The organism is Lewinella cohaerens DSM 23179, assembly GCF_000379805.1.
GTDB lineage: Bacteria > Bacteroidota > Bacteroidia > Chitinophagales > Saprospiraceae > Lewinella > Lewinella cohaerens.
In genome coordinates, this window is record NZ_KB903542.1 from 1 (window position 1) to 26673 (window position 26673).

The window sequence follows — 26673 nt, forward strand, 5'->3', positions numbered from 1 at the left end:
AGGATCACTTATGTATCAACTCAACAATGGAGTGCTACAAAGCAACCCCGTTTTCAACAACGTACCCAACGGACAGCACACCATCACCATTTACGATGCCAATGATTGTAACATCACACTGAGTGCTACCGTGGCCGTCAATACCCTCGTCGTGAGTGCCACTTTGGCCAATGACATTACCTGTAACAATGCCAATGATGGAACCATTCAGGCAAGTGTAAGTGGTGGAACACCAGCATTCATGTACAGTATCGATGGCGAAAACTACCAAAGCAGCAATGTTTTTGCTGGCCTCGCTGCAGGTAGCTACACCATCACTGTTTTGGATAGCGAAGGGTTTACACAAACGACCAATGCTGTGACCATCACCAATCCGGCAGCCATCAGCGCTACCGCAATGGTTACAGACAACGTTATTACAGTAGATGCTTCCGGCGGTACAGGATCACTTATGTATCAACTCAACGACGGGGCGCTACAAAGCAATCCGGTTTTCAACAATGCACCCAACGGACAGCATACCATTACCATCTACGATGCCAATGATTGTACCATCACACTGAGTGCTACCGTGGCCGTCAACACCCTCGTCGTGAGTGCCGCTTTGGCCAATGACATTACCTGTAACAATGCCAATGATGGAACCATTCAGGCAAGTGTAAGTGGTGGAACACCAGCATTCATGTACAGTATTGATGGCGAAAACTACCAAAGCAGCAATGTCTTCGCTGGCCTCGCTGCCGGTAGTTACACCATAACCGTTTTAGATAGCGAAGGATTTTCACAAACGACCAATGCAGTGACCATCACCAATCCGGCAGCCATCAGTGCTACCTCAACGGTTATGGACAATGTCATTTCCATAGATGCTTCCGGCGGTACAGGATCGCTCTTCTACCAACTCAACGACGGAGCGCTACAAAGCAACCCTGTTTTCAACAATGTGGCCAACGGACAGCACACTATTACCATCTACGATGCTAATGACTGTACCATCTCACTGAGTGCTACCGTATCGTTCAACTCGCTTATCGTGAGTGCTACTTTGGCCAACGACATCACTTGTTACAACGTCAATGACGGACGTATCATGACAGAAGTACAGGGTGGCACCCCACCTTTCCAATACAGCCTCGACGGCGAGAATTATCAAAGTGAAGCTTTGTTTACCAATCTCGGCCCAGGAACCTATATGGCTACGGTACTAGACAGCGAAGGATTCACCCAAACCACCAATAGCATTACCATCACCAGCCCAACGTTGGTAAATATGATGGTCATGATTGATGGTTCTACCATTACCGTCACCGCTAGCGGTGGAACGGGCACCTTGATGTACAGCATTGATGGCCAGAACTTCCAGGCAGGGAATACCTTCACGGATGTTCCTGACGGCATTTACCAGGTGAGTGTCCGCGACGAAAACGGTTGTGCCGTGGCTATGGAGGCCATTGTTGCTGTTAACAACCTACTCGCCAGTGGTCAGGTTGTCAACCATATAGCTTGCCCTGGTGATACAAATGGTAGCTTGAGCATTACCGCTAGTGGCGGCATTGCGCCGTACATGTATAGCCTAGATGGTGAAAACTTCACCACAGAGAACACCTTTGAAGGCCTTCCCGCTGGCGATTATGTTGCGACGGTGGAAGATGCTACGGGGACAATGTTTACAACAAGTATCATTACGATTGAGCAACCAGATGTACTCAACTTGATCCTTACAGTGATGACCGATAGCATTAGCGCCGATGTAGAAGGCGGAACTGCCCCTTACGAATACAGTCTTAATGGTGGTACTTTCCAAGCATCAAACATTTTCACAGACTTACCTCCGGGCGATTACCAGATCACAGTTCTAGATGCCAATGATTGTGCAACGGAAGCCTTTATCAGCATTCTGGTAAGCGTATTTACCCCTGCTGATCCTAGTCTGAACCTTCAGGTGTATCCCAACCCGAATACTGGGCAGTTTGAGCTGGTGCTGGCACAAGCCACTGGCAGCAAACTCACTTGCAAGGTATTCAACAGCGCAGGGGCATTGGTTGTACAACAACAATTGGCAAAACCGGGTATTGAACTACGCCATTCCTTTGACTTGCAGTTCTTGCCTCCCGGCCTCTATCAACTCGTACTTTTCGATGGTGATGCCTTCGGAACGGTGAGAGTGATGGTGGTCAAGTAGGTTAGTACTTGATAGAACACAGGTTTGACGGATTAAACAGAATTGGCGCGGTTTTTAGAGACAGACCGTAAAATTTGTTTAATCCGTCGATCCGTGATCTACTAAAAACAATACTTCAAACCTTAAGAGCTTGTTTATAATCGAAGCTTAATACGTTGCCAACCTCAGCAACCAAGCTATCAAAAAGAAAACATCTTTGCCTTCTCATCGTTACTCCTTAATATGAAGCTGTTTATTAGCTCGTGGCCTCAACTACTCAGCGTTGACTATTTACTGAACGCTAATAAATTAGTATACTAAAACAGCTATTCATATCCATTTAATTCTCCGTATCTTCGCGGGGAAAAAGAAACAGTAACACCTTGAAGTTTACAGAATTCGGTTTTAGCGAAACACTCATGGAGGGATTGGACGCCATGGGCTTCTCTGAAGCTACCCCAATACAAGAACAAGCTATCCCTGCGATTATGGCCGGGAAAGACCTACTGGGTTGTGCCCAGACCGGTACCGGTAAAACGGCAGCTTTTTTGCTGCCCATCCTTAATCGTTATACTTCCGAACCCCATAAAGGAACGGATACCCTTATCATTGGCCCTACCCGAGAGTTGGTGCAACAGGTAGACCGCCAGTTGGAAGGCTTTTCCTACTTTACGCCAGTGAGCTCTATTCCTATTTATGGTGGCCGCGATGGCCGTTCGATGGATCAAGAGCGCAAAGCCCTGAAAACAGGTGCCCCTGTGATTGTAGCGACCCCAGGTCGTCTAATCGCCCACCTTGACTTGGGTTATGTAGACTTTAGTCAAGTGCGCCACTTTATTCTCGATGAAGCGGATCGTATGCTTGATATGGGATTTGTGCATGACATTCTGAAAATAGCCTCCCATCTGCCCAAAAAGCGGCAGACTTTGCTGTTTTCAGCAACCATGCCCACACGGATTCGCAAATTTGCCAGGGACTTGTTTAATAACGAGCCAGTGGAAGTCAATGTGGCCGTTTCTAAACCTGCAGAAAACATTCTCCAGGGCGCTTACGAATTAGAGGACGAAAGCAAAGTAAAACTGGTAGCTCATCTACTACAAGGCAAAAAGAACCTCCAACGAACTATCATTTTTGCCAGTACCAAGAAAAAAGTCCGTGAAGTCAATACAGCTCTACATCGGGCAGGACTGACCGTAGCCGCTATTTCTTCTGATCTGGACCAAAATGCTCGTGAGGAAGCCCTCCAGGATTTCCGGAGCGGCAGAGTACCTATTGTAGTTGCTACAGATGTACTGTCCAGAGGTATTGACATTAAAGGAATTGATGTGGTCATCAACTACGATGTACCACCAGATCCTGAGGATTATGTACACCGTATTGGACGTACGGCTCGTGCCGATGCCTCAGGTGTTGCACTAACATTTATCAGCCGCAGCGACCGTAGTCGTTTCCGTCGTATCGAAGAGATGATCGACATGGAAATACGTCGGATGCCTTTACCTGAAGGTATTCCTGTTGGCAATCCTCCTTCTCGCGGTAGTGGTGGCCGTGGCCGAGGTGGTAATTCTCGCGGAGGCGGTGGTCGTGGTCGCGGAGGAAGCTCACGCGGGGGTGGAAGAAGCTCACGCGGCGGCAACAACGACAGGCGCGGCGGAAGTGGCGGCTCCGGTGGCCGTAGATAAGGGATGAGAAAACAAACAACCTACGCAAAGGGCATATAATCTTCCGGTCAGAACAGCAGCAGCATAGCAATCTATGATTTATCTTGAATTAGAAAACGTCTCCAAATCGTACGGCGAAAAAGTCTTATTCGACAAGATTAACCTTCCCATCAACAAGGGTAACAAGGTAGCCCTGGTCGCAAAGAACGGCACAGGTAAATCTACGCTCTTGCGGGTTGCTGGAGGCGTAGATTTGCCTGAAGGACTGGGAGCGAAGGTCTATATCCACCGAGATGCAAGGATGCATTATCTCGTCCAGGAGCCCGATTTTGGAGAAGAGCAAACCATCCTGGATGCGATCTTTGAAGGAGACAACGTCATCCTTAAAGCTATCGAACGCTACGAACGTGCGCTACTGATCCCTGATAAAGCAGACGACCTGCAAAAGGCACTCTCTAAAATGGATGAGCTGCGTGCCTGGGATTTTGAAGCACGTATCAAAGAGGTCCTCAGTAAGCTAAAAATTGATGACCTACAAAAGAAAATCAAGTACCTCTCGGGGGGGCAACGCAAACGCGTAGCACTGGCACGACTGATTATCGACGATCCTGATTTGATCATCCTTGATGAGCCGACCAACCACCTTGACCTGGATATGATTGAATGGTTGGAAGAGTTCTTGCGCCAACCGAATCTCACTATATTAATGGTTACTCACGATCGCTATTTCCTGGAAAGGGTCTGCGACTACATCGTAGAGCTAGACCAGGGCGAGTTGTTTAAATATAGCGGTAACTACAGCGATTTTTTACGCAAAAAAGCTACCCGTTTTGAGATTGAAGGTAACGAATACGAAAAGAATAAAAAATCCCTCAAAAAGGAGCTGGCGTGGCTCAATCGTCAGCCCAAAGCTCGGGGCACCAAAGGGAAAGCTCGGGTAAGTAGTGTGCTACAACTCAAAGACAAAGTTGAGGACTTCTCCCGCGATTCCGAGTTACAAATCGATATCAAAGGACAACGCCTTGGTAAAACCATCCTGGAAGCATACAGCGTCAGTAAGTCTTATGGTGACAATTTGATCCTCAAAGACTTTGACTACAAATTCAAAAAAGGTGAACGTGTAGGTATTGCCGGACCTAATGGCGTTGGTAAATCTACCTTTTTGCACCTGCTCACCCAAGAGGAAAGACCAAGCAGCGGTAAGATTGTTGTAGGTGGAAATACCGTATTTGGGTACTACACCCAGGATGGTATTCAACTAAAGGAAGACCAGACCGTGATCGAAGTGATCCGGGACATTGCAGAGTATATTCCTTTAGAAAAAGGAGCAAAACTGACGGCCGAGCAACTGCTGGAACGATTCATGTTTCCCCGTCCCCAGCAACGCGTATTTGTCAGTCAGTTGAGTGGTGGTGAACGCCGCCGGCTTTATCTGCTGACCGTCTTGATGAAAAACCCCAACTTCCTCATTCTTGATGAGCCGACCAACGATCTGGACATCATGACACTGAATGTGTTGGAAGATTTCCTCATGGACTTTCCTGGCTGTATTATCATCGTTTCGCACGATCGTTTCTTTTTAGACAAAGTTGTCGATCATCTGTTCGTCTTTGAAGGCGAAGGTAAAGTTAGAGACTTCCTCGGCTCTTATAGCGAATACCGTGTTGATCAATTAGAGCGCGAACGTGCTCAACGCAGTGAAGAACGTAAAGAAGAACAGCAACGCAAAGCCGAAGTAGAAGAGCAAAAACCCGGCCTGACCCAAGAGCAACGTAAGCAAATCAAGCGACTGGAAAACAAGATCAGCAAGCTCGAATCTAAGAAAACAGATATTACCGCAGCCTTCAACGACACTACCCTCAGCGCGGAGCGTATTACGGAGCTATCCAAAGATTTGGCGACAGTGAAGGAAGAAATTGAAGAATTGGAGATGGAGTGGATGGAGCTGGTAGATTTGGCTTAATAAAAGCAAAAACCGTATATTTGGTAAGAGCTACCTAACAATTAACAATGTCCTACCTAGAAAGAATTACCATCAATCCTGAAATCTGTCATGGGAAACCATGTATACGTGGTATGCGTTGGCCCGTAGAGGTTATTTTGGATTTATTAGGATCAGAAATGACCATCAATGAAATCCTGGAAGATCACCCAGAATTAGAGAAAGAAGACATCCTTGCTTGTTTAAATTTTGCGAGAGTCTTAGTATCCGGTCAAGCTATTCAAACCGCGGCATAGATGAAAGTGCTCTGTGATGTTCATATCGCAAAAAAAGTTTGTACTTTTTTTCAGAACAATGGCGTTGAGGCCGTTCATGTTAACGACATATTAGACAGTTGGTATACCAGTGACAATAAGATTAGTGAATACGCAGATACTCATGGTTATACTGTCGTATCAAAAGACAAAGATTTTAAGAATAGCCATTTGCTAAAAAAAACGCGCACACCTATTTTGTAAACCTTGGTGTAATCATCTGCTATAGCTTTGATTCTGGCGCGATATGAATATGGAGCGCTTATTATCCTCTCTCCTATTTATAAAAACAATTACAATAGCCTTTACGTTGAGCGAGCCCTTTAGGGTAAGACGCTAAAAAACACGGAAGCTATCGTTGATTTTTCTTAATTTTAGTCTACACTTAATTTTCCATATTCGCCTCGTGATTATTTACGGAGCTTAATGCTTTATCATAATGATGAATCCCAACAACCCTCAAACACCAGGGGTTTATACCGTAGAAAAGAATGCTTTTCCACCCTCAGTCGCACAGGTACCTACTGCTATTCCTGCTTTTATTGGATACACTGAAAAAGCGGCAGATCAAGGCAAATCATTGATCAATAAGCCTACTTTGATCAACTCCTTAAGCGAGTACAACAACAACTTCGGCGGAGCCCCGAAATATAAATTCCCTATTTTTCAAGCAGCCAACATGGCAGACCCGACGAAGCCTCCTACTGCTGACGAGTACGACTTTTCCATCCCCCCCCATTACTACAAAATTGGTCCTGCTAATTCAGATACACTCTTTTATCTTTACAACTGCCTCCGTTTATTCTATTTGAATGGTGGTGGCCCCGCCTATATCGTTTCCGTAGGAACCTATGAAGCTGTAGAGTTTGTCGCTGGTGAAAAAACGACTGATCCTCCTGTCCCAGAGACTAAGGCCAACCCCGTAAGCCGACCTGCGCTGATGGCTGGCCTGAATCTACTACCATTGATTCAGTTCCCTAAACCAACCATGATCTTAATGCCGGATGCAATGGCTTTGGCTGATAAAAACGACTGTTACATGCTGCAACAACAAATGATTGCTCAGGCCGGTAGTTTAAAAGACAGAGTGGCCTTACTAGATATTTATGATGGCTACAAGGGCCTTGAAACTTCCGTCATCAGCGATTTTCGCAACAACATGGGGATAAACGACTTGAGCTATGCCATTGCTTACTATCCCTGGTTACAAACAGAAGTTGTTTCTGCTTCGGAAATCACCTATGCGAACCTTGCTTCGTCCGACAAGGCAGCTACGCCTGCAGTCGAAAATATTCAGGATCTCTTGGTGGGCGTACCCATGCTAAAGGTGCTTGATTCAATAAGTTCAGATTATGAGACGCTGAAGCAAGACCTACTCACTACGCCTAGTTTGAAATTTACCGCTTCGGGGTCAGGACAACAGTATACCAGTTGGTCAGCCGCCTATAATTCACCAGAAGGGACGTATGATCAAATCGTAAGCGGACAGTCTGTTGTACTCGCTACGATGTTTGACATCATGTATCAACTGAGCCATGGCGGAAGTTATACGCCTGCTGGCGAAACGGTTCCAACGATAACCATTAAATCAAAAGAGCTTCGAAGTTCAATTGAGTTAATTACCCTGATTACAAGCTCGGTAGGCTTGCTAATTGCCAGTGCTTATAGCTATGAAAAGAATTTCCCTGGCACAAGCACTATAAGTCTAGGTTTTACGGATACTCTTATGAAAAAATGGGGATGGGTTACTTCTGGCGATAGCGCGAACGTACCCGGAAGTCCATATCCAAAGACTTATCCTTCTGGTGTCACTACTGACCCCGAAAAAGCAGCCTTTGTATTTCCGCAGGCCAGTAAAGCCCTGAAGAACGTATTTGACACCTTATTCACCTCTCTACAGCATATTATTGGCGACGCCAAAACATTACTAAACCAGTACAACTCCTCTTTAGAGAATACCAATAAGACTTATAACAATATCATGACTGCGGCGGCAAAGCAAGCCAACAGGCTACCGCCGACAAGTGCCATGGCAGGTATCTACACAACAGTAGATAATACCCTTGGCGTATGGAATTCCCCCGCCAATCGCAATATAGACGCCGTTATTGCTCCTTTGGTCAGTATCAATAATGATCAGCAAGCACCACTAAACGTAGATGCGCTCGCTGGTAAATCTATCAATGCTATTCGCTCATTTTACGGCCGTGGCCCAGCAATAATCTGGGGAGCACGGACCATGGATGGCAATAGCCTGGACTGCCGCTATGTCAATGTCAGGCGCCTATTAATCATGATCGAACAATCGGTGGCTAATGCAGCGTTTTCGCTCGTCTTCGAGCCTAATGATGCTTCGACTTGGACGATGTGTGAATCCATGATTTCTAATTTCCTTCATAACTTATGGTCAGAAGGAGCACTACAGGGCTCATCGCCAGATGACGCTTACAGTGTAATGGTAGGCCTAGGCAAAACAATGACACCTACTGATATACTCAATGGAATCATGCGTGTACAAGTCAAGGTGGCCGCAGTTCGTCCAGCTGAGTTCATCATCATTACTTACGAACAAGAGATGCCGAAACCTTAATCGTAATTCCATTAAATATTGTAAAAAACAATTATGGCTGATAAAACAGGAAAACAGGAAAATGCTATATGGCCTATGCCCAAATTCTACTTCAAGGTAACTTGGGGTAAAACGACCATTAGTTTTTCTGAGGTCTCCGGCCTGGATACCGAAGCTCAGATCGTTGAATATCGTCACGGCGATAGCAAAGAACATTCTCCCATCAAAATGCCCGGCATTAAGAAGGTGGGTAATGTAACGATGAAACGCGGTGTATTTGTGGGAGACAACACCTACTACGATTGGTTTAAGCAAATTCAACTCAATACCATTGAGAAAGGCAGGGAAACCGTCACTATTCAACTGTTGAATGAAAAAGGTAAACCAACAATGGTATGGGTATTACTTAATGCTTGGCCTACAAAAATAACGAGTACCGATCTAAAATCAGATGGCAACGAGGCCGCTATAGATACGATTGAAATTGCCTACGAAACACTTATGATTAAGAACGAAAACAACGTCTAGCAAACAAGGACCACACTATTGCAACCTAATATTTAAGCATATTTTAAATTCAAAATCATGGCTGATTACTATCCACCCCCTAGCTTCTCTTTCCGAGTACTTTTCAAAGATTTAAAAGGGGCAGGGAAAGATGGTGAGGCAAGCTTTAAGGAGGTATCGGGGTTAAGCGTAAGTAATTCAATAGAAACCATCTCTGAAGGTGGGTTATTAGAATACCAGCATAAACTTCCTACTACTTATAACTACACCAACGTAGTACTGAAGAGGGGGTTGGCCCTAGATTCTGCACTAAAAAAATGGGTAGAAGACGGATTGAAAAAATTTGAATTCACCCCTCTCACTGTAATGATTGAACTCTTAGGGCCTGGTGCAGAGGGAGGGGAATCTAAAGTGGTCATGTCTTGGACCATACACAATACATGGCCGGTTAAATGGGAACTTTCCAATTTCGATGCTCAGCAGAATGAGATCGCTATTGAGACGTTGGAATTGGCCTTCTCTTACATGGAGACTAAATAAGAAACACCTATGTCATTAGGAACAAGGGAGGTCGTCATTAAAACTCAGTTGGAACGCTCTTCGAAAGAAGAATCAGACGAGGAACTTATTAGCCTCCCCCCTTCGCAACAAATAATTAAATAAAACTATGGCTAATTCAGAAAATAAAGATCTAGTTTCGATTAAGTTAATAATCGACGGAAGTCCTATTAAGGAAAGTTATGACATTTCTGACATCCAAGTATCCAAAGCCGTAAATCGTATAGCCGTCGCACATATAACGCTAATCGATGGTTCTGCAGCTCAGGAAGACTTCTCCCTGAGTAGTAGTGATAATTTTGTACCCGGAAAAAAAGTTGAGATACAGGCAGGATTTGGCCTTAAAACCAAAAGTATTTTCCAAGGTATCATCACTGCGCAAAACATACGAATGGTAAGCGATTGTGGGTCTAAGCTGCACTTAGAATGTCGAGATACAGCAGTCAAAATGGCTATCGGGGCTAAAAATCGAGTATTCACCGATTCTACCGATAGTGATGCGCTCACCAAAATTATTGAAGACAATGGTGTCACAGCTGACGTAAGCAGCACCAGTAATTCTTTTCCACAAATCGTTCAGTACTATTCAACAGACTGGGATTTTACCATGGCTCGTGCCGAAACCAATGGCATGATTGTCCTAAACATGGATAACAAAGTGACTGTCAAAGCGCCAACCGCTGATGGTAACGCCCTTGGCAAATTCATCTTTGGCCAGGATTTTATAGAGATGAACCTAAAGTTGGACGCCAGCACCCAATTAGGAGCAGTTGATGCTCAATCCTGGGACTATAAAACACAAACCAATTTACAGTCCAGTGCCAGCGATCCAAATGTAGTTGACCAAGGAAATTTATCTGGCAGCACCCTGGCGGAAGTTGCAGCACCCAGCAGTTTCCAACTTCAGTCTACTGCCCCACTGACTGACGAAGAACTCAAAACATGGGCGGATGCCAACCTTTTGAAATCTCGTTTAGCAAAAGTGCAGGGAGATGTAAAGCTTTTTGGCCAAGCTGATTTTGTACCCGACCAAATAGTAGAATTAGCAGGTTTAGGTGCTCGATTCAATGGTTCCGCTTACGTTTCCGCAGTTGAACATCATATCTCTGATGGTAATTGGTGGTCTACTTTATCCATTGGCCTTAACCCAGCTTGGTTTGCGAAAACCAATGATATTACCGCCTCTGCCGCAAGTGGATTGCTTCCAGGGATTCGCGGTTTGCAAAATGCTGTTGTCAAGCAAATCAACAACGATCCTGCCAGCGAAACTCGCGTGCAAGTGGAAGTGCCCATGCTAAAGGCTACCGGTGGAGGAAACCTCATTTGGGCGCGTTGGCTACAACCTTACGCGACAAGCGGAGCAGGACAATTCTTCATGCCGGAAATAGGTGACGAAGTAGCCTTGGGATTCTTAAATGAAGACCCCCGATACCCAGTGATCCTTGGTAGTTTATATAGTAGCGAACATGCGCCTCCTTACAAACCAACAGAAGAGAATCCGATTAAGGCTATTGTTACAAAGAGTCAATTAAAAGTAGAATTTGATGACCAAAACAAAGTCATAACAATCAGCACTCCCGGAGGGAATACGATCATGCTTACCGACGAAGACCAAGGCATCAATATAGTTGATCAGAATGAAAATAAAATCATGCTTTCGCCCTCAGGAATTTCAATGCAGAGCCCGGCTGATATAGAGATAAAAGCAGATGGTCAGGTATCCATAAGCGGCACTGCAGGAGTAACGGTATCTTCCGAAGCAGAAGCCAGTATTTCAGCCGAAGCTGGCCTAAGTGTTTCTGGCTTGGAGGTTAGCATTTCTGCCGAAACATCACTGAATGCTTCCGGCGAAGCCGAGGCCTCGATTACCGCAGGAGGGGAACTTAGCCTTACCGGAGCGATGATAATGATTAATTAATACTAAACAACCAACCAATGCCACCAGCAGCTACCTTAACATCCATGCACGTCTGCCCTATGGTCGATGGCGTAATTCCGCACGTAGGAGGCCCAGTCGTAGGCCCCGGAGCACCAACCGTCTTGATTGGCGGGTTACCTGCCGCCCGAGTAACGGACCAATGTGTATGCGTAGGTCCTCCAGACATTATCGTAAGTGGTTCCGCTACCGTACTCATCGAAGGCCTTCCCGCAGCTTTCATGGGTAGTGAAACAGCACACGGCGGAACAATAGTTATGGGAGTTCCAAATGTCATGATCGGTGAATAATGGTATAGCTAAAAGCACTAGGGAGTATTCCCCCATGTTGGTAGCCATAAGAAAAATAATAATAAACTAATGCTAAAAATTTTTCGGAGAGTAAGGTTAACCTTTCTGAACAAGGACAAGTTGAAAAGGTATCTAATTTATGCTGTTGTAGAAATACTTCTTATCGTTATTGGAATTCTACTGGCTTTATCACTTAATACGTGGCAAAACAATAGTAATAATAGTACAATTGAGAAAGATTATATTTCTGACTTAATTATAGACATCCGTCAGGATACTTCCTATTTCAATGACAGAAGAGTTGAAAACATAAAAAAGAAAATAGAAGCTTTGAATCAAGCAAAAGAATATTTGTTAGGAAACTATCAAATCAATGATACACTCTTGTTTTTAAATACGGTTGGATACGGAGCGAGATATAGTAGGGTTGTTGAAACAAGTAACAGTTCAACATATACCGAACTTGTTAGTACAGGAAATCTGAGAATTATTAGAGACAAAGAAATTCGGAAAGAAATAATTAATTATTATGAAAGTAAAGAAGCGGCAGCTAAAACAATTCAAGGCAGTAAAACAGGTTATTTAGATTATATAAATTCATTAAGATCATTTAAAAAAGATACTCCGGGTCAGATTTCAATAAGTGACCAAAGAAGAATGCTTAGAAAATTAAATGAGGATAGATTTTATGGCTTAATCAACCAGGAGTTAACATTTGCTGATGGTCTTGAAATACATTTCAAAAAAGGATTAGAAAATGGGGAAAGATTGATTCAAATCCTTCAAGCATATAATAATGAAGTTATTTGGTAAATAATAATAATAATATCACGTAAATATTACTGCCGATTTTACACCTCCCTTTATTAAACTTGCCATTTTGACAGCAAAACGGGAATGGCATAGCCTTTGCGTTTCTGTAGAGTATCCAGAGTAAACCATAAAACATTTATGAAAAAAGGTAACATAGCAGTACAAACGGAAAACATCTTTCCGATCATTAAGCAGTTTTTGTATTCCGATCAGGAAATCTTCCTGCGGGAATTGATTTCTAATGCTGTTGATGCCACTACCAAGCTAAAAACCCTGGCCCTAAAGGGAGAAGCTACCGGTGAATTGGGTGATTTGACCATTGAAATCATCGCTGACAAGGAAAATAAAACCCTGACCATNCGTGACCGTGGTATCGGCATGACAGAGGAAGAAGTAGAGAAATACCTGAACCAGGTGGCTTTCTCCAGCGCACAGGATTTCTTGGAAAAATACAAGGACGAAGCCAATATCATTGGCCACTTCGGGCTCGGTTTTTACTCTGCATTCATGGTTGCAGACAAAGTAGAGGCCGTTACTAAATCGTTTAAGGAAGGTTCACACGGTGTTACCTGGGCATGTGAAGGCGATCCTTCGTACGAACTAGCAGACAACGAAAAAGCAACCCGCGGTACAGATATCGTTCTCCATATTTCGGACGATGCTACAGACTACCTGGAGGAAAGCCGTATTGAAGAGCTCCTCAATAAATACTGTAAGTTTTTACCTATTCCTATCCAGTTTGGTACGCGTAAAGAGTCTGTAACAGAAGGAGAAGGCGACGAAGCAGAAACCACCGAGGTTGAAGTTCCAAATATCATCAATGAGCACGATCCGATTTGGAAAAAGTCGCCTAGTGATCTGACCGATGAGGATTACAAAGATTTTTATCAGGTGATGTACCCTTTCAGTGCACCACCGATGTTTTGGATCCACCTGAATATCGATTATCCGTTTAACCTGACGGGTATTCTGTACTTCCCTAAGCTCAACAATGCTTTTGAGGTTCAGAAGAACAAAATTCAGCTGTATTCTAACCAAGTCTACGTAACGGATGAGGTAAAAGAGATCGTTCCTGAGTTCCTCACCATGTTGCACGGGGTGATCGACTCTCCGGATATTCCGTTGAATGTGTCGCGTTCTTACTTGCAAGCCGACGCTAATGTCAAGAAAATCAATTCTTACATTACCAAGAAGGTTGCTGACAAACTCAACGAACTGTTCAAGAAAGATCGTCCATCTTACGAAGAAAAGTGGAACGACCTGAGTGTTTTCGTGAAGTACGGGATGATCTCTGACGAGAAGTTCTATGAAAAAGCAACCAAGTTTGTCCTGCTCAAGAATGTTGATGGAGAAACCTTCACACTAGCTGATTACCGCGAAAAGGTAGACGCCACCCAGAAAGACAAACACGAGCGTACCGTGATGATCTATGCCAATGACCCTGCATCTCAGGATGCGGCAATCACAGCGGCAAAGAAGCAGGGCTACGATGTACTCCTTTTGGATCACATTATCGACAACCACTTCCTGCAAACACTAGAGCAGAAAGAGGACAAGGTTACCTTCGTACGGATTGACTCTGACACCGTGGACAACTTGGTGCAAACCGACGAAACAAAAGAGTCTGTTCTTAATGAAGAGCAAGTCACGACCGTCAAAGATCTTTTTGGTCTTGCTGCAGGTGAAGGAAAAGCCATTGAGGTGAAGCCTCTTTCTCCAGACGATCAGCCAGTACAAATTGTTCGCCCCGAATTTATGCGGCGGATGAAGGAAATGCAAGCGATGCAGGGAATGGACCTAGGTGGATTCCCCGATGATTACAAAGTGATCGTAAACGCTAACCACCCACTGGTAGCTGATAAAGTATTGAATGCTGAAGGAGACAACCAAAGCGAAACGGTGGACTACCTTTACAAGCTGGCTTTACTGAATCAGAATATGCTAAAAGGCAAGGAGCTTACTGCTTTTGTAGAAAAAAGCATGGGCTTTTTGAAGTAAATTTAAAGGTACTTGGTACGAAGTATTAGGTACTATGTAAATAGAAAAAGGTTTGTCGGGCAGAGCGCTTGGCAAACCTTTTTTATTTAGAGCTTGTTCGCAAAATTTCCAAACAAGCTCTTACTTTAAATCCGCTAGTAGCTTCTTGGCCTGGGTCGCATACCTACCATTGCCTGATGCGGCCAACTCTTGAAGAAGACCTTGCCCGTCAGCTTGACGGTCGAGTTGTAAATAGACCAATGCAAGGTACCACTGCGCAGCAATACGATCTGTTGCTGATACATCAATGGCCAAACATTGCTCCAAAGCCTGTTCTGCGGCATAATAATCGCCTACTTGCATCGCCGACATGGCTGTATAACGAAGGATAAACCCATCGAAAGGGTGGTCTTCCCGCAAGGATTGAAACAAAGCAAAACTCTGCTGATAATCTTGTTGCTGATAAGCATCCAAAGCAGACGATAAGCCAGATACCGTCGACTCATCCGCTCCTCTAACCGCCAGATAATCCTCATTTGCAGCACTAATGGCAAAATATTCTGCGTATAAACTGGCAGGTTGCTGGTCATGAAAATAGCCCCATGCCGACCAAGCGGTAAACACCAATAGCGCTATTGCCGCAACTGCAGTCCACCGCCGATTCATTGTTTTAGGGCGATTTTGCCAGCCTTGGCGGATATCATTCAAATCATTTTCTATTTCAACATTGGAGAGGCCACTTTCGCGTATACCGTCGAGGGCCGCTTGTGCAGCAGGATCGCGCAGGAGCGTTTGTTCCACTTCGTAGCGGTCGTCACTTCCTAGTTTCCCTTCCAGGTAACGTAGCAAGCGATTGGTTGTACTTTTTGATTCCTCGTTCATTTTGACAGTTTATTTTTACTGTCCTGCTGCTGGTGTATCCACCTTTTCAACTTTAGCCGGCCATTTTGCAAATGACTTTTAACTTCCCTTAGGCTAAAGCCGGTCGTACGTGCAATCTCTTGATAGGATTGATAATCGTACAAGAATAAATTTAAGCATTTCTGCTGAGGACTGGTCAAATCCGCAATTCCATTTTCTAATAATTTATCCTGGCTAATTTCCTCCGTATACCAAAAACGTCGAAAGGCCTCGTTGATCATAAAGCCATCCTCTAGCTTTTGGGCTTCTTGCCAACGAAGCAAGTTCGTACGTGCTTTGGCTTGCTGACGAATAAAGCGGAAACACTCATGGCGAGTCATCGTAAAAAGCCAGTGATCAAAGCGCTCAATTGTCGTTTTAGGTAAAACGCCATAAGCTTTTTGAAAAATGCTCAACGTCAGATCTTTACTATCCTCTCGGTGGGCCGTCAGGTTTAGGCACAAGCCAAAAACCAAAGGATGATAGCGCTCGAAAAGCTCATCAAAATAAGCATCGTTACCCGATTGCTGAAAGCGTTTTACCAATTCAACATCATCATATTGCTTCAACCTGCGCCGCCAGAGCCCCTGCCCTATCATCTTTTATTGATTAAGGAACAGCACGAAAATAAAATGCGATTTTGTTTTTCACAATAGTTGAATAAGCGATTCATTTAAAGTGTTTTAACTATTTGAAAAACCTAAGAAAAATCGTATTTTCTTTTCTGCGCAATATTAATGTAGCGTTCCCGCAAAATTTGCAAATGATGGCGTTCGTGGCCGGCAATCATGTACACCATACCTCGCGCACTGCACGGCTGGTCTTTGGCTTCGCCGATGGTATTGAGCGCTTCTTCATCCAGGTTTTGAAAAAAAGCAATTGTGGCAGCTCGGAGAGCTTGGTATTCCGCCAAAATATCGTCTCCTGTTCGCAGATTGGCACGTGATTCCGGCACGTAGGCATTATGGTCAAACCCAGGAAGAGAGGTCTTATCTCCACGAGCGGCCGACAATCCACGGTAGGTAAACACTCGCTCAGCATCCATCAAGTGTACCAACATTTCCTTGATGGTCCATTTATCTTCAGCGTAACGGTAATTCCACTCTTCGTTTGTCAATGGCTGGACTAACGCGACTACTTCTTTTAACCCTTCTGCTAAAAAGTCCAGCACCTTCCCATCATCAGATACATGCTTGATGTATACAGATGCCCAGTCGGGATGTTGATCAGAAGTTGGTTTATCAATCGTTCTCATATTGTTGTTTTTGTGCTCTTCCGATAAAATCGGAATCACGGTGGTGCAACGAACACAGCTTGGCAAGCCGCTAAAATTAAGTCTTTCTGATAAATAAATTCGGCCTCTACTTGATTCTTAGCAAAAAAACGACTTACTTTGCATTTCAAAGTACTTTATGAGCCAATATCCTCACCAGCCATTAGATCAATTACGTGATATCCATCGGATGATGGAGCGTACCAGTAAGTTTATTGGTCTGAGTGGTTTATCAGGCGTTGGCGCTGGTATTTTTGCTTTGATCGGAGCCATAATGGCCCACTGGTACTTGGTGGCAGGAGGCCTTGATGGTTATGGACCATCGCTGCGTTACTGGCCCAATCAACCACACCCCTGGGGCTGGTCACCACTAACCTTTTACATTCTAGACGCAGGCTTTGTACTTGCAGGCGCACTCACTAGTGGCATTTACTTTACCACCAGGCGTGCTCATCGCAAGGGTCAAGCTATCTGGGATGCCCTCACCCAGCGACTTTTACTTCATTTAGCGATACCACTTGTCACAGGAGGTATTTTTTGTTTAGCCTTATTTTTCCACGGCTATCTGGGACTTGTTGGCCCTGCAACCCTCATTTTTTACGGATTAGCACTCGTAAATGGCAGCAAATTCACTCTTCAGGATGTTTACTACCTTGGGCTATGCGAAATTGCACTGGGCTGTATTGGTGTATTTTTCATCGGCTGGGGATTATTACTTTGGGCCATTGGCTTTGGGGCATTGCACATTGTTTATGGTATCATGATGTATTTGAAATACGAACAAGGAACATGAAAGAACTCATCACACATCTACGGAAAGCTTTCGATCACCGGGTACGCTTGGGTGTCATGTCGATGTTGATGGTAACAGAATGGGTTGATTTTACCCACCTGAGGGATAACCTTGAAGTGAGTGACGGTAATTTGGCCAGTCACCTGAAAGCTTTGGACAAAGAGGGATATATAGAACTCCGTAAACAATTTATCGGCCGCAGGCCCAATACCAGTTACAAGGTTACAGAGAAAGGTCGGGTTGCTTTTTTAGATCACCTTGCCTATTTGGAAAAAATAATTAACCTACAAAAGGGAGGTGAATAAATTTAGTACTGTGACCTAAAACGCGCGCATTGGTCAGGGGTAACATTGTAGTCTGAAAACTACAATACGTTTCCGCACTTTGGTATTTACAGTCTATTTTTTTACCCTTTAACTTTGAAAAACAAAGTACTTTTATATGAAAAAAGCATTGCTTATTATCCTGCTAGCTGCCTGGTGGCACCTGCTCATCTGGGAAGCTCAGTTAGGCTTAAATGTGCTGCTATTTAGTGTATCTATTACAGCAATAATTCCCTGGGCCAAACCAAAGGCTTTTGCTCGGGCAGAAGTAAAGTACCTCTTAGCTGCTTGGTGCCTATCCTCCTTTTGGGTCTTTTGGCACAACTCCTCTCTCAGCATGGTCGTTTTTTGGCTTTTTGGCTTTATCACATTAGGTTACCTTCAAGAAATCCAGGTACGCTTTTGGGTGTTTGGCATCCTTGAAAGTATTCGAGCCCTATTTGGCGGATGGTGGCTCAGTATCCGTCACTTTGGGGAACAATTAGGGGACAAGCATGCCTTTTTACCTTCCTGGCGAAAGGTACGCCTGCTCCTGCTACCGGTTTTGATCGTACCTCCGTTTTACTTGATTTATAGTCAAGCAAATACGGCATTAGGTACCTTTAATGACAAGTTATTAGAATGGGCAGGCACCTTATTCCAGCTAGAAATAGACTGGTCTCGCTTTTTTGTTTTCCTTCTTGGATGGGCATTTATAGCTGCATTTCTAGGACATCGAACGGGAGTCGCACCACTTCATAAATGGATAGCCAACTGGAGCTACCCCCTGAAACGGCAGCGGAAAAGAACTTGGCCAGCTAAGACAATGGCCTTGAAACAAGAATACCAAAGCGCGCTGCTCACTTTCACAGCATTAAACGTTCTTATTGGCATCATAAACCTCCTGGATATTTTCTCCGTTTGGTTATCCCGGCAAGAACGCACCGCAAGTGAATTAAGTGCCTATGTTCACGGAGGTACCTGGTTGTTAATTTTTGCTATTGTCCTGGCTATGTTGGTCGTACTAGGGTTTTTCCGGGCGAACCTCAATTTCTTTGCCAACAACCAGCGCCTCCGGCAGTTGGCCTATTTATGGTTGGGGCAGAATGCCTTTCTAGCCTTGTCTGTAGGAGTTAGAAATGGCCATTACATCCATCATTATGGCCTAGCGCATGGCCGGATTACAGTCGTATTTTTCCTGGCNTTGGTATTATTTGGTTTGTTTACGATGTACCTAAAAGTCAAAGGGCCAAAGACCATTTACTTTTTGCTCCAAACCAATGCCACTGCCGTAATGGTTGCCTTACTCCTTGCAGCTAGCGTCAATTGGGATAAACTTATTACGCGCTACAACCTAAACCAGAAAAACCCTGACATCTATCATCTGGTGGACCGATTGGACAATAATCTCACTCCATTACTAAACACCGCTCAAGGCCGTACAATGCTCTCAGACAAACTGCGTACTACCAAACTGGTTCGTCGCGGAAATCGGCTGAAAAACGATTGGGAAAATAAAGACTGGCGCAGTTGGAACTGGAGTGAATATCGACAGTACCAGCAATGGCAGGAGTATCAAAAAACATTAAACAACTAGGCTAGGCGTTGCCAGCGTCCAGCTACAAACTTCACATCATATGTCTACCCTCTCTGTAAGGCTACCGCTCTATGGGCTCAGAAGCCAGTTTCTCCACTTTATGTATGAAAAAACATACCCTATTTACGCACGTATCTCTGCGCGGTCGCGCCCGCAGTGGCAACTCAATCGCGATGATTTGCTACAACTACCTCCCGGTAGTCTCGGCCAGCGGGTTGGTCAATTTCTAACTGGTAATCAACTCGATCTTCTTCCTGGTTTTGAGAATCATGATGTTTTTCATGTAATGCTGGAATATGGCCTCACCGCGCCTGAGGAAGTAGAGTTGCAATGGTGCTTACTTGGCAATGGCAAACGAAGCGTTTACGCATTCTTGGCCGCCTTTACAGGTGCGGCTTTCTTCCCTGAATATTGGGGGCGGCTTCGCCGTGCATTCCAAAAAGGGCGACAATTACGCACCTTCCACCATTGGTATTATGAATACTTGCTCCGTGAAAACCTTCTTGATTTACAGCATTTCCTGACCNGTGGTGAGTTGCGGGCAGAGGGGGCGGATTATTAAGCGTGTGTTCGCTAGGCGTAAAAACCAAAAGCTAAACCTTACAAAATACCCACATTTAAGCAAAAAATCACCAACAATGAAATCATCTCTCCAGCAGTTCCTTCACAAGGAACGCGCACTCTTGCTTTTAAGCCTACTCGCTTCGGGTCTGGTTTTTTTTCGAATCTTTTATTTACAAGAAGGAAATATTGAAGGCTATTCGAACTTGCGTACCTGGCCACGTTTGCGATTCCTCTTTCTCGGCTGGAACCTGATACTTGCATGGGTTCCACTGGGGTTATTGTACCTTCTTCCGTACATGCCCCGTAAACGATGGATACAAGGAGCCATTCTAACCGCATGGTTATTGTTCTTTCCTAATGCCCCCTACCTCATGACAGATTTGATTCACCTAAGAGTTCGGCCGGGTATCCCTTTGTGGTTTGATGCCTTGTTGCTTTTTACTTTTGCTTACTTGGGCTTGGCTCTGGGGATTCGTACGCTGGAAGGGTTACGTAGCTATCTGCGCGAGCATTATTCCAGAACATGGGCTAACGGATTTACCCTCGCCACCTTGCTACTTAGCGGTCTCGGAATCTACTTGGGGCGCGTACTACGCTGGAATAGTTGGGACGCCCTGCTACATCCACAAGGGCCCATATTGGACACACTTGCATTGGTTCACTCTCCCCTACAAAATGGAGAAGCCTGGTTAATGATTCTCTTATTCACACTGGTCTTTAGTACTATTTACTGGAGTCAGCGTAAGCAATTTCGCAATACGCTCTAAATAAAAAGCCCCGAACACAATGTCGGGGCTTTCTTTGTATTGCGCACAAAAAAATGACAATTTTTCTAAGTTTTCCAAATATTTAAAACACTTAAAATGAAGCGTTTATTTAACTATTGTGAAAAACAACCACGTAGTAGACGCGAAGCGAAATCGTATTTCATTTTCGTGCTGTTCCTTAAAGCGACTATTTGACCTAAAGTCTATTTCTTAAAAAGCATACTGATTAGCCGTTATCAAAGCCTCAGCAACTTTGCGACGCTCTTTCATCACATTCACTGGAGGATACTTGGTAAAGCGCTTAATTCCCATCAGGAAAGTGCGGAGTAAATCGCCTTCTGCGAAAGAAGCTACCGCGTCAGATGCTTCTTTATTGATCCGAGCTGTAGCATCGTGCATCAACACTTTCAAGATCGCGTCGTACACTTCCTGAGCTTGTGGCTTATCGTCCATGGTGGCCAGTTTTTGTACACGTAGCAGGGTGCTTTCTGTCTGAAAAACATCTATTAGAATGTTGGCCAGGTTCATTACAATTTCCTGCTCCGCCTTCAGATTCAGTTTGCCTTCCATCTGCATTTTACCGGCGGCTCCAGCTACCATCAAAAGGATCTTTTTGAACTCTGAAACTGCTTTTACTTCTTGCCCATAAGGCCCTTCTGGCTGCTCCATTGAAGGCATGCTCGCCAGTTCTTTCTGCACTGCCCAAGCTGGGCCTACCATATCAAATGAACCAGCCATTCCCCGGCGGAAAAACATATCCACAGAGAGCAAGCGGTTAATTTCATTGGTACCTTCGTAGATCCGGTTGATCCGGCTATCGCGGTAAGCACGGGCTGCGGTGCCTTCCTCAGAGTAGCCCATTCCGCCGTGAATCTGTAGATTTTCATCTACAACATAATCCAGGGCCTCAGAGCCAATCACTTTAAGTAAAGCACACTCGATGGCATACTCTTCAGCAGCCTGCAATTTGGCTTCACCAAAACCGACGCCTTCTTTCTTAAGGTTTTCGTTCCAGTCTTGCATCAACTGGCTAGTGCGATACAACGAACTTTCACTCGCAAATACCCGAATAGCTTGCTCCCCTAACTTATATTTAATAGCTCCAAAATTAGCGATAGGCTGCTTGAACTGGTGGCGTTCGTTAGCGTAGTTAACAGACCTTGTTATGCACTCTTTCGCACCACCATTACATAAAGCATTCAACTTGAAACGCCCAACATTCAGGGTGTTAAACGCAATAAGGTGGCCTTTACCAATCTCTCCCAAAACATTGTCTGCAGGGATTTTCGCGTCCTCGAAGAACACCTGCCGGGTAGATGACCCTTTGATCCCCAACTTAGCTTCTTCTGCTCCAAGAGACAGTCCTTCGGTATCACGAGGTACGATGAATCCGGTAAATTTGTCGCCGTCAATTTGTGCGAAAACAATAAACAGATCGGCAAAACCTGCATTTGAAATCCACATCTTCTGACCATTCAAAACGTAGTGCTTACCATCTTCTGTCAGATCCGCACGCGTTTTAGCCGCAAGGGCATCGGAACCAGAACCTGGCTCGGTAAGACAGTAGGCCGCCTTTAGCTCTCCATTGATCAAGCGAGGTAGAAATGTCTCTTTCTGCTGATCTGTACCAAAATACAAAATCGGCAACATCCCAATTCCGGTATGCGCAGCATAAGAAACCGTAAACGCTCCAGAGGGCCCCATCGCATCACAAATGAGCGTATTCGTGTTGGTATCCAAAGCCATGCCTCCATATTCCTCAGGCATATGTGTACCCAACAAGCCTAATTCAGCTATCGTGTCCAGAAAGGTTACCGCAATATTATCCTCTTGCTTTTCCAGTTTTTCAATATTTGGGAAAACATGGCCCTCAACAAAATCACGAACCATATCACGGATCATCCGCTGCTCTTCATTGAATTCTTCGGGAATGAAAATCTCTTCAGGGCGGGTATCTCTTACCAGGAATTCTCCACCACGAAGTGTTTTTTCGGAGGTTGCTACTTCAGCCATTGGTCAATTTTGTTTAGTCGTTTCAAGCAAAAAAAGAACATGAATTCTTGAAAAATCGCCTTCCAGCGAAAATTCGCTACAAATTTAAGGCTTTCTGCTCATAATGTAAAGACCAATTCCTTTATTTTTGCGAAAATTCGCTAATTGACCGTGCGTGCTAATCTAAAGCCTGTCGTAAAATTACCTTTGCCCGGTGATTTCTCTTGTCGAGAAGCACAGCGTACCTCTGGCTGAAGGTTTCTCCAGGAACCACCTCTCACAATCCGGTAACCTCCAATATCGGACCCACGGGGGTCCTCTTTGGGCGAATCTTTGTAATACTCCCCATCATAAAAATCCCAGCACCATTCCCATACATTGCCACTCATATCATAGACGCCCAGCTCATTTGGCGAAAACTGCCCTATGGGTGCAGTATGGGCATAACCATCGTTTCGAGGAGTAGTCTTCCAACGAAAACCACATTTGGCATCACAAAAATTAGCGAATTCATCCAACAAGTGTTCTGAAGAGGTGCCCGCATAGCGTTCACTAGCACGAATAGTACGGCGGGTAGTTTTCTCCGAAGCATTGCTCCAACTGGCAGCATATTCCCACTCCGCTTCGCTAGGCAAGCGATAGCCATTAGCTTCCCAATCAGAATAAAAGACTTTCATGTCCGAACCGTCAAAGGCTTCTTCTATCTCTACCCGGTACACTTTGCTATAACCTTGCTGCTCGCTCAACCAATTACAATAAGCTACAGCATCATACCAGCTAACATTAATGACCGGCATTTGATCCCTCCCCCAGCGTTCATCTCTGGGTAATTGACGGCCTGTAGCGGAACAAAAGTGATCGTACTCCGCAAATGTGAGTTCGTATTCGCCAATCTCAAAAGCACTAATCGTTACCATATGAGCAGGCTTTTCATCAAGGCTTCCATCACCAAAATTGTCTCCCATCCGAAACGTCCCTCCTGGCACGCTAATCATCACCGGTACAGGTAATACTCCTGTTTCAGCAGCTGCATTAAGGTTTGTAGTTGTGGCCTCAAAAGCAGGACTTAAGGAAAGAAAACTTAATCCCAGAATCGTAAGCACGAAAAGGAAGGTGTAATTGAGAAGGGTATTCATACCAGCGTTTTTTTTTGTTTGGAAGATAAGGTATTTTTACTATCAAAATGGCTGACATCCCTGTTATCCCCCGTTCTGTGTCCCTGCCTACTACACTCAGTTTCGCGCACGACCCTATTGCTGGCCTACAGGCATATACCGAACGCTACGGAAATACCTTCTACCTCTATATTGGGGGTATTTCCAAGTCTTTAGTCACCATTGACCCCGAGGTAGCCCAGCATGTACTCCAAAAACAACACCGCCGCTACGAAAAATCTCCTATCCAAACGGATGTACTCTCAAAATATATAGGTCGTGGTTTATTGACCAATACCGGCAGTTCCTGGCTACGGCAACGGCGCCTGATTCAACCTGGTTTTCACCGTGATCGCTTGGCTACACTGACCAACATCATGCAAGGTGTGATTGACCAGGAGCTAGACCTACTCTGCCAACGGAATAAGGAGAGCGGTATGGATATTTACGAAGAAATGCTCCGTATCACTTTTCGTATTGTAGGACGAGCAATCTTTAGCGAAGATGTGGTGGAAGAAGAATTGAACCAATTAGGGGCTAAAATTACCCAAATACAGGAATACGTGATCAAAGAGGTACGCCTCCCCTTCCTACGCTGGTGGTACATCTTGACAGGTAAGCGAGAACGCAACCTGAGTCTTTCCCGCGATATTCTCGATATGCAGCGGCAGTTTATCCGACGCAGAGAAGAAAATGGTGCCACCCGGGATGACCTGCTCCAGATGCTATTGGACTCACGCTATGAAGATACTGGCCTCCCCATGGAGGAACAACAACTGGTAGAGGAAACCGGAATCCTCTTTGTCGCTGGGCATGAAACCTCCGCTAATGCCTTGGCATGGACGCTGTATCTGCTAGCCAAGCATCCAGAAATACAAGAACAATTGAGAAATGAATTAGAAGAAATTGCCCCAGGTCGGCCTCCTGGATTTACAGAGCTTCGATCCCTGCCCATCTTGACGAATGTCATTAAGGAATCGATGCGGCTTTATCCTCCGGCTTGGATTACCGACCGAATAGCGCTAGAAGACGACGAAATAGGAGGCGTAAAAATTCCTAAAGGCACCATTGTTATCCCCTTTATTTATGGAATTCATCACGCAACTCAATATTGGGATGACCCCGAAGAATTTCGCCCAGATCGCTTTCTGAACCACCAGGCCCCTTTCACTTACTTCCCTTTTGGGGGAGGCCCTCGTCTTTGTATCGGTAATAATTTCGCGATGATGGAAATGCAACTCGTTATAGCTGCCTGGCTCCGGCGATTTTCGTTCCAACTTATTCCTGACCAAGGGATTAAGGCCAAAGCATTGATCACTTTACGACCGGCGAACGGCATACAGATGTATCTACAAGAGAATAAATAATTTACAATGTGTTAACGCTCAACGATGTAAAAATTTCCTACTGTTTCATTTGAAAAATATTCGCTAATATTTTTGGGATTCTCCTTAAAACATCTTTTTTTTGTTGCGGTTCCGAGAAATCACGGAATCCATTAACACGAAGAATTTTATTCAAAGATAGTTTTCATTTGGTTTTTTGGGGTTATTAGGAGGCAATCGGAACGGTTGCCTCATTTTTTTTGTTATACCTTTATATTTAGTATCTCTACACAGAACTTTTCTTATCTCCGATAATTTGCAAGACGGTATAATTACAAAATCAACAGGAAGCTGGTACAATGTTCGTCTGGAAGACGGCCAAATCATCCCCTGCCGTATTGGTGGTAAATTCCGCAAAGACGACAAACGACTTACGAATCCCATAGCCGTTGGAGACAAAGTCAAAGTAGAGACCGACGTGGATGAAGAAGGAGCCGGTGCTATTCGAAAGATCATGCCGCGCGATAATTATGTCGTACGTCAATCTCCTCGCAAGAAGCACTCCCTCCATCTCATTGCCAGTAATATTGACCAAGCCATCATTGTTACGACCATTGCTCAACCAAAGCTTAAGCAAGGGTTTATTGATCGCTTTCTGCTAATGACGGAACCTTTCAACATTGACACCGTCATTGCTTTCAACAAAGTGGATGTTTATAAAGAAGAAGATATCGACACGCTTGCCTACCTCCAAGGCGTTTACGAAGATATCGGTTACAAAACCTTGATCCTTTCGGCAACCAAAGGGCATGGCTTAGACGATTTAAAGGTCCTCTTAAAAGACAAAACGACCCTCATTGGTGGTCAGTCTGGCGTTGGGAAATCCACCCTAATCAATGCCATAGCAGCTGATTTGGATTTACGCACTGGTGATATCAGTGATTACAGTGGTAAAGGCCAGCATACAACGACCTTTGCAGAAATGTTTGAGCTGCCTTTCGGGGGCTTACTGATCGATACGCCGGGGATAAAAAACCTTTCTTTTAATTATCTCGAATTAGCTGATGTAGCCCACAATTTCAGGGAATTCTTTGCTGCATCTAGTGACTGTCGCTTCGGCGGAAGTTGCCTGCACCGCAACGAACCCGGCTGCGCTGTAAAAGCCGCTATTGAAGAAGGAGAAATTAGCGAATTGCGCTACTTCAACTACCTGGCTTTGCTCGACGAAGTGGATGAGCAGAATTATTGGGAAAGGAGGAATGTGTAGGGGGGGTAAAA

Annotated in this window: 23 protein-coding genes; 18 read left to right on the plus strand and 5 right to left on the minus strand. The window is 44.7% G+C overall.

Annotation, left to right across the window (positions count from 1 at the left end; translation table 11 throughout):
• From A3EU_RS0111305 to htpG, 12 genes are all read left to right on the plus strand, one after another.
• The coding region (locus tag A3EU_RS0111305; protein ID WP_156825735.1) for a T9SS type A sorting domain-containing protein at nucleotides 1-2182 on the plus strand (2182 nt) is incomplete at its 5' end.
• 362 nt (nucleotides 2183-2544) lie between these two features.
• Complete coding sequence (locus A3EU_RS0111310; RefSeq protein ID WP_020536276.1) at nucleotides 2545-3843, plus strand: DEAD/DEAH box helicase; 1299 nt, start codon at nucleotides 2545-2547, stop codon at nucleotides 3841-3843.
• Nucleotides 3844-3916: 73 nt separating this feature from the next.
• Nucleotides 3917-5785 (plus strand): ABC-F family ATP-binding cassette domain-containing protein, encoded by a 1869-nt coding sequence (locus A3EU_RS0111315; RefSeq protein ID WP_020536277.1) that lies wholly within the window; start codon nucleotides 3917-3919, stop codon nucleotides 5783-5785.
• A 47-nt stretch (nucleotides 5786-5832) separates the two neighbouring features.
• Complete coding sequence (locus A3EU_RS0111320; RefSeq protein WP_020536278.1) at nucleotides 5833-6060, plus strand: DUF433 domain-containing protein; 228 nt, start codon at nucleotides 5833-5835, stop codon at nucleotides 6058-6060.
• A complete protein-coding gene (locus tag A3EU_RS35500) occupies nucleotides 6061-6282 on the plus strand; it encodes a DUF5615 family PIN-like protein (protein WP_020536279.1) in 222 nt (73 codons plus the stop codon).
• Between the two features lie 235 nt (nucleotides 6283-6517).
• Entirely contained in the window at nucleotides 6518-8668 is a 2151-nt protein-coding gene (locus A3EU_RS32730; protein ID WP_020536280.1) for a phage tail sheath C-terminal domain-containing protein, read from the plus strand.
• Nucleotides 8669-8701: 33 nt separating this feature from the next.
• Complete coding sequence (locus A3EU_RS0111335; protein ID WP_020536281.1) at nucleotides 8702-9175, plus strand: phage tail protein; 474 nt, start codon at nucleotides 8702-8704, stop codon at nucleotides 9173-9175.
• A 57-nt stretch (nucleotides 9176-9232) separates the two neighbouring features.
• Nucleotides 9233-9694, plus strand: a complete 462-nt coding sequence (locus A3EU_RS0111340; RefSeq protein ID WP_020536282.1) for a phage tail protein — start codon at nucleotides 9233-9235, stop codon at nucleotides 9692-9694.
• 127 nt (nucleotides 9695-9821) lie between these two features.
• Nucleotides 9822-11630, plus strand: coding sequence for a type VI secretion system tip protein VgrG (gene vgrG, locus A3EU_RS0111345; protein WP_020536283.1), 1809 nt, complete (start codon nucleotides 9822-9824; stop codon nucleotides 11628-11630).
• 17 nt (nucleotides 11631-11647) lie between these two features.
• Nucleotides 11648-11938, plus strand: coding sequence for a PAAR domain-containing protein (locus A3EU_RS0111350; RefSeq protein ID WP_020536284.1), 291 nt, complete (start codon nucleotides 11648-11650; stop codon nucleotides 11936-11938).
• Between the two features lie 120 nt (nucleotides 11939-12058).
• Entirely contained in the window at nucleotides 12059-12751 is a 693-nt protein-coding gene (locus A3EU_RS0111355) for a DUF6090 family protein (protein ID WP_156825736.1), read from the plus strand.
• Nucleotides 12752-12889: 138 nt separating this feature from the next.
• A complete protein-coding gene (gene htpG / locus A3EU_RS0111360) occupies nucleotides 12890-14749 on the plus strand; it encodes a molecular chaperone HtpG (RefSeq protein WP_020536286.1) in 1860 nt (619 codons plus the stop codon).
• A gap of 120 nt (nucleotides 14750-14869) precedes the next feature.
• On the opposite strand, the gene A3EU_RS0111365 is transcribed toward htpG, so the two are convergent.
• The 3 genes from A3EU_RS0111365 to A3EU_RS30155 form a co-directional block, all read right to left on the minus strand.
• Entirely contained in the window at nucleotides 14870-15610 is a 741-nt protein-coding gene (locus A3EU_RS0111365) for a hypothetical protein (RefSeq protein WP_020536287.1), read from the minus strand.
• Entirely contained in the window at nucleotides 15607-16227 is a 621-nt protein-coding gene (locus A3EU_RS0111370; RefSeq protein ID WP_020536288.1) for an RNA polymerase sigma factor, read from the minus strand. The genes A3EU_RS0111365 and A3EU_RS0111370 overlap by 4 nt, the downstream gene beginning before the upstream one ends.
• A gap of 101 nt (nucleotides 16228-16328) precedes the next feature.
• Nucleotides 16329-16883, minus strand: a complete 555-nt coding sequence (locus A3EU_RS30155; RefSeq protein ID WP_020536289.1) for a DinB family protein — start codon at nucleotides 16881-16883, stop codon at nucleotides 16329-16331.
• 157 nt (nucleotides 16884-17040) lie between these two features.
• Between A3EU_RS30155 and A3EU_RS0111380 the strand changes: the two genes are divergently transcribed.
• From A3EU_RS0111380 to A3EU_RS30160, 4 genes are all read left to right on the plus strand, one after another.
• The gene (locus tag A3EU_RS0111380; RefSeq protein WP_020536290.1) at nucleotides 17041-17694 is read left to right on the plus strand and encodes a hypothetical protein; all 654 of its coding nucleotides are present in this window, start codon (nucleotides 17041-17043) and stop codon (nucleotides 17692-17694) included.
• Nucleotides 17691-17999 carry a winged helix-turn-helix domain-containing protein gene (locus tag A3EU_RS0111385; protein ID WP_020536291.1) on the plus strand — a complete coding sequence of 103 codons (309 nt, stop codon included), beginning with the start codon at nucleotides 17691-17693 and terminating at the stop codon, nucleotides 17997-17999. Before A3EU_RS0111380 ends, A3EU_RS0111385 begins: the two co-directional genes overlap by 4 nt.
• 136 nt (nucleotides 18000-18135) lie before the next feature.
• Nucleotides 18136-19593: a DUF4153 domain-containing protein gene (locus A3EU_RS0111390; protein WP_020536292.1), complete on the plus strand. Its 1458-nt coding sequence runs from the start codon at nucleotides 18136-18138 to the stop codon at nucleotides 19591-19593.
• 638 nt (nucleotides 19594-20231) lie between these two features.
• The gene (locus A3EU_RS30160; RefSeq protein ID WP_020536294.1) at nucleotides 20232-20924 is read left to right on the plus strand and encodes a DUF1361 domain-containing protein; all 693 of its coding nucleotides are present in this window, start codon (nucleotides 20232-20234) and stop codon (nucleotides 20922-20924) included.
• Between the two features lie 210 nt (nucleotides 20925-21134).
• On the opposite strand, the gene A3EU_RS0111405 is transcribed toward A3EU_RS30160, so the two are convergent.
• Nucleotides 21135-22937 carry an acyl-CoA dehydrogenase family protein gene (locus A3EU_RS0111405; protein WP_020536295.1) on the minus strand — a complete coding sequence of 601 codons (1803 nt, stop codon included), beginning with the start codon at nucleotides 22935-22937 and terminating at the stop codon, nucleotides 21135-21137.
• A 140-nt stretch (nucleotides 22938-23077) separates the two neighbouring features.
• Complete coding sequence (locus A3EU_RS30165) at nucleotides 23078-24052, minus strand: formylglycine-generating enzyme family protein (RefSeq protein WP_020536296.1); 975 nt, start codon at nucleotides 24050-24052, stop codon at nucleotides 23078-23080.
• A 47-nt stretch (nucleotides 24053-24099) separates the two neighbouring features.
• On the opposite strand from A3EU_RS30165, the gene A3EU_RS30170 reads away from it, so the two are divergent.
• The gene (locus A3EU_RS30170; RefSeq protein WP_020536297.1) at nucleotides 24100-25437 is read left to right on the plus strand and encodes a cytochrome P450; all 1338 of its coding nucleotides are present in this window, start codon (nucleotides 24100-24102) and stop codon (nucleotides 25435-25437) included.
• A 274-nt stretch (nucleotides 25438-25711) separates the two neighbouring features.
• Nucleotides 25712-26662 (plus strand): ribosome small subunit-dependent GTPase A, encoded by a 951-nt coding sequence (rsgA, locus tag A3EU_RS0111420; RefSeq protein ID WP_026211349.1) that lies wholly within the window; start codon nucleotides 25712-25714, stop codon nucleotides 26660-26662.
• Nucleotides 26663-26673 lie beyond the last annotated feature (11 nt).

What these genes read in the sequence shown, in the direction of transcription:
- A3EU_RS0111340 (WP_020536282.1), top strand. Translation starts at nt 9,233, where the DNA reads ATGGCTGATTACTATCCACCCCCTAGCTTCTCTTTCCGAGTACTTTTC.
- A3EU_RS35500 (WP_020536279.1), top strand. Translation starts at nt 6,061, where the DNA reads ATGAAAGTGCTCTGTGATGTTCATATCGCAAAAAAAGTTTGTACTTTT.
- A3EU_RS0111405 (WP_020536295.1), bottom strand. Translation starts at nt 22,937, where the DNA reads ATGGCTGAAGTAGCAACCTCCGAAAAAACACTTCGTGGTGGAGAATTC.
- A3EU_RS0111350 (WP_020536284.1), top strand. Translation starts at nt 11,648, where the DNA reads ATGCCACCAGCAGCTACCTTAACATCCATGCACGTCTGCCCTATGGTC.
- A3EU_RS0111380 (WP_020536290.1), top strand. Translation starts at nt 17,041, where the DNA reads ATGAGCCAATATCCTCACCAGCCATTAGATCAATTACGTGATATCCAT.
- A3EU_RS30165 (WP_020536296.1), bottom strand. Translation starts at nt 24,052, where the DNA reads ATGAATACCCTTCTCAATTACACCTTCCTTTTCGTGCTTACGATTCTG.
- A3EU_RS0111370 (WP_020536288.1), bottom strand. Translation starts at nt 16,227, where the DNA reads ATGATAGGGCAGGGGCTCTGGCGGCGCAGGTTGAAGCAATATGATGAT.
- vgrG (WP_020536283.1), top strand. Translation starts at nt 9,822, where the DNA reads ATGGCTAATTCAGAAAATAAAGATCTAGTTTCGATTAAGTTAATAATC.
- A3EU_RS0111315 (WP_020536277.1), top strand. Translation starts at nt 3,917, where the DNA reads ATGATTTATCTTGAATTAGAAAACGTCTCCAAATCGTACGGCGAAAAA.
- A3EU_RS30155 (WP_020536289.1), bottom strand. Translation starts at nt 16,883, where the DNA reads ATGAGAACGATTGATAAACCAACTTCTGATCAACATCCCGACTGGGCA.
- A3EU_RS0111320 (WP_020536278.1), top strand. Translation starts at nt 5,833, where the DNA reads ATGTCCTACCTAGAAAGAATTACCATCAATCCTGAAATCTGTCATGGG.
- A3EU_RS30160 (WP_020536294.1), top strand. Translation starts at nt 20,232, where the DNA reads ATGAAATCATCTCTCCAGCAGTTCCTTCACAAGGAACGCGCACTCTTG.
- A3EU_RS30170 (WP_020536297.1), top strand. Translation starts at nt 24,100, where the DNA reads ATGGCTGACATCCCTGTTATCCCCCGTTCTGTGTCCCTGCCTACTACA.
- A3EU_RS32730 (WP_020536280.1), top strand. Translation starts at nt 6,518, where the DNA reads ATGATGAATCCCAACAACCCTCAAACACCAGGGGTTTATACCGTAGAA.
- A3EU_RS0111365 (WP_020536287.1), bottom strand. Translation starts at nt 15,610, where the DNA reads ATGAACGAGGAATCAAAAAGTACAACCAATCGCTTGCTACGTTACCTG.
- A3EU_RS0111385 (WP_020536291.1), top strand. Translation starts at nt 17,691, where the DNA reads ATGAAAGAACTCATCACACATCTACGGAAAGCTTTCGATCACCGGGTA.
- A3EU_RS0111335 (WP_020536281.1), top strand. Translation starts at nt 8,702, where the DNA reads ATGGCTGATAAAACAGGAAAACAGGAAAATGCTATATGGCCTATGCCC.